Source organism: uncultured Sphingomonas sp. (assembly GCF_964237155.1).
Lineage (GTDB): Bacteria > Pseudomonadota > Alphaproteobacteria > Sphingomonadales > Sphingomonadaceae > Sphingomonas.
In genome coordinates this window covers 1-2,648 of the sequence record NZ_CAXSHH010000147.1, presented here as the reverse complement: position 1 = coordinate 2,648, position 2,648 = coordinate 1, and the positions used below count along the sequence as shown (strand labels likewise).

Below are 2,648 nucleotides of genomic sequence, written 5' to 3'. Positions count from 1 at the left end.
GCGCCTGGGCCTGCGTGACCCCGGCCTCCGCCTCGCTGGCCTGGGCGGTGCGGCCTTCGGGCTCGATCACCGCGAGCAGGCTGCCCGCCTGGACATGGCGGTTGTCGATGTCGGCCACCTGCGTCAGCGTCCCCGCCACCGTGGGCGCGATGCGGACGATGTGCGCGTCCACGAAGGCGTTGTCCGTCGATTCATATTTACGCGCGTTGAGCCACCACAGCAGGCCGCCCACGACCGCCCCGCCCACGACCAGCGCGAGAACGATCCAGAATAGCGGACGCTTGAAGATCGACGGCTTGGCCGGCTTCTCGTCTTTCGGCTCGGCCCGGTCGGAGGTGTCGTCCGTCTCGCCAGCGAGGGAGGGGGGTGGTGGGTTCGCGCGAGGCGTTTCGGGCGGCTCCCGTGTGGCGGCGTCCTGGCTCATGGGCGTGTCTCCCGGGCTTCGACCGCGAGCCGGTCGAGCATCGCGTCGGTGTTGGCGGCGATGCGCCGCTTGAGGTCGACGAGCACTACGCCTGACAGCTCGTCCGCGCACAGCAGGCGCAGGCAGGCCGCGCGCGAGGACCGCAGCGCCAGCACCTGACCGAACAGCGTTACGGCGGCGATCGCGGCCGTGTGCCGGTTCATCGGGCCGGCCGCGACGCGGACCAAGTTCACCAAGCGGTTGAGCACGCGGCCCATTCCTCCGTCGAACAACCGGTCGAACGCCGCGCCCGGATGCGTCTGCTCACGCGCCACGAACAGCGCCCATCCGTCGGTCGCGTGGCCCGCCATCTTGTCGGCGAACCGTTCCAGCATCCGCTGGATCGCGACGCGCGCGGCGGCGGGGTCGCGTTCATCGACGTCCGACGGTTCAAGCAGGTCGGCCATCTCCTCGCCCATACGCCGCCCGATATGGTCGGCCGCCGCCAGGTAGAGCCCTTCCTTGCTGCCATAGTGGTAGCTGATCGACGACATCGCCGTTCCCGCGCGTGCAGCGATGCCTCGCGTGCTCGCGCCGTCGAGCCCTTTGGATCCGAATTCCGCGATTGCGACTTCAAGAAGTCTGGCTTGCACAAGCAGCATCTAGTTCGATCGAACGAACAAGCAAGCTCAGCCGATTGCTCCGCCGCTTCGATAAGCGTCATCCGTTGATGAACGGGCGAGAGGCGGATCGAGCACCGATATGCGCGGGTGGATGGGCGCAGTCTGCGGAAGGTGGAAGCCGCCGTTGCTCGCTGTCGGTATCTGCAGAAGTTATTTTACCTGCAACCTGTCGGGCGTGGCGATGCCGTTGCGGCGCGCAATCTCCGCCCGGCGGGCTTCGTAGCCAAGCGCCTTCCTCGCGACGGATGTAGCGAGTCTCCCGGTTGAACACGGTATGCCATCCGTCAGCCCAACCATGGCGCATGCTCGCCTTCCATGCGGACGATCATTTGAAATGACGTGCGGAAAAGAGTCATGCGATACCAGGTTGCCGGATTGATCGAGTCAAACCGAAGCTGAACAACCGGGAGAAAGCGGGGAGCGGCGAGTGCGCTTCGAACGTCCGCATGTGGGTCTCTCATGCGAGATAATTAAGAGTGGGCCGTGCCTTGTGCCAACGGTTCGAGCAGTTCGAGCTGACCCGACATAGCCGCGTTCGAGCATGCAATTGCCGCCGCTGCCGCGCGTCGTGTCCCGGCCCGTCTTCGGCAAACCCAGCGTTTTCCGCTCACCGTAGTCGATATCGGCCTTGCGCGATCGGTCCGCAAAGATGTCTCCGGAGAAGCCTGGTCGGGGCGAGAGCCGCACCGCCCGTATGTCGGCTGGGAGTTCGTCTTCCGCTGCCTGAAGCGCCGCGATGACGTCGGCCTGGGTCACGCTTTTGTAGCCGATGATGAAATCCGGAGCGCAAGCACCACTCACGGCTGCTCTAAAATCAGCGAACTTGTCGGCAGAGTGCGGGTCGAGAGCGCTCGGACGTCTTGATCATCAGAGTGTTTACATCAGGTAAGAGCGGCGGAGTGTGCGCGTCGGTACGACATTTCAAAATAGCCGGGCTTCTTCTATTTCCACTTCTCTGTCTCAAGGGCGCGCCCTTCGAGGGAAGGACAAATCGTGAGTTTCAAGGGTTGCTGGGTAACGACACTATCGCTGGTCGGAAGTTTAGTGACCGTGGGCGGATGTGCCTCCAGCGCGATAGTAAATGGCCCCGTTGTCTCGGCACCTTCGAAGGCGCGCGCATTCAGCAACCCGCTACTCGCATCCGGACCCGATCCCTGGATCACGCGGGTGGGTGAAAACTACTACTATATGCATACGCTCGGCGATCGCTTGGCGATCCGCCGCACGCGCGACATCGCACGTCTGGCCGAAGCGCGAGAGGTGACGATCTGGACCCCGCCGACGCGTGGCGCCAACGCCCAGTCGATCTGGGCGCCTGAGCTCCACCGCATCGATGGCAAGTGGTATGTCTACTACTCCGCCGCGGCGAGCGATCACGACGATGACGACCATCGCGGCGTCTTCGTGCTGGAGAATGCCGGCGAGGATCCGCTGTCAGGTCGCTGGGTCGACCGCGGCCGGGTGAACACGGCGCGGCCGGGTATCGACGGGACCGTCTTCGAGCATCGAGGTAGCCGCTACTTCGTCTACTCGCCCTATGTCGGTCCCGACAGCGTGCTCGC

At 64.5% G+C, this 2,648-nt stretch carries 2 protein-coding genes and 1 pseudogene; 1 reads left to right on the top strand and 2 read right to left on the bottom strand.

The features are described 5' to 3' along the window. Nucleotides 1-424: pseudogene (locus tag ACFE71_RS15460) on the bottom strand (hypothetical protein); the annotation flags it as partial. Then, a complete protein-coding gene (locus ACFE71_RS15455) occupies nt 421-1,065 on the bottom strand; it encodes a CerR family C-terminal domain-containing protein (RefSeq protein WP_375429647.1) in 645 nt (214 codons plus the stop codon). The gene ACFE71_RS15455 and the pseudogene ACFE71_RS15460, both read right to left, overlap by 4 nt. Nucleotides 1,066-2,130: 1,065 nt before the next feature. Here ACFE71_RS15455 and ACFE71_RS15450 point away from each other — a divergent pair. Then, the coding region (locus tag ACFE71_RS15450; RefSeq protein ID WP_375429646.1) for a family 43 glycosylhydrolase at nt 2,131-2,648 on the top strand (518 nt) is incomplete at its 3' end.